The 721-nt window shown below is 60.7% G+C and carries 1 protein-coding gene; it reads left to right on the top strand.

The annotated features are described in order from the left end of the window. Positions 1–71: 71 nt before the first annotated feature. The coding region (locus B879_RS24150; protein ID WP_157231802.1) for an LLM class flavin-dependent oxidoreductase at positions 72–721 on the top strand (650 nt) is incomplete at its 3' end.

The raw sequence follows: 721 nt of genomic DNA, 5'->3' as shown, positions 1-721 counted from the left end.
CAACGCCTGACCGGGGATCACCTCACCACCCCCATCTATGTCGGAACCAGCGCCCCGAAGGGAACAAACACATGAGCAAGCCGCTGCTTTTCAACGCATTCCTGATGAACACCGCCAGCCACATACACCACGGCCAATGGCGCCACCCCGAGGCACGCCAGCACGAGTTCAACGACGTGAACCTCTGGATCGAACTGGCCAAGACCCTGGAAGAGGGCCTGTTCGACGCAATGTTCTTCGCCGATGTCACGGGCCTTTACGGCCCGGCCGACGGCCAATACGTGGACAACGTACACGAGGGGCTGCAGATCCCGTCCAACGATCCCGCGGTGCTGCTCGGCGCCCTGGCCGTGGCCACGAAGAACATCGGGTTGGCCTACACCTCCAATGTCATGCAGAACCATCCGTTCAACTTCGCCCGCCAAGTCTCCACCCTCGACCACATTTCCAAGGGCCGCATCGCATGGAACATCGTCACCAGCACCCAGGAAAATGCCGCACGCAACTTCGGCTTCGACGCCTTGGTCGAACACGATGCCCGTTATGACTGGGCCGACGAATACCTGGATGTCGCCTACAAGCTCTGGGAAGGATCGTGGGACCAGGATGCGTTGCTGGTGGATAAGCAAGGCGAGCGCTATGCGGATGCGTCGAAGATCCACAAGATCAACCACGTTGGTGCCCGCTACAAGGTCGAGGGCCCGCACTTGCCCTCGCCCTC

The sequence above is a fragment of the Cecembia lonarensis LW9 genome (assembly GCF_000298295.1).
GTDB classification, from domain to species: Bacteria; Bacteroidota; Bacteroidia; order Cytophagales; family Cyclobacteriaceae; genus Cecembia; species Cecembia lonarensis.
The sequence above is the reverse complement of the archived record's forward strand: the minus strand, read 5'-3'. Positions and strand labels throughout refer to the sequence as shown.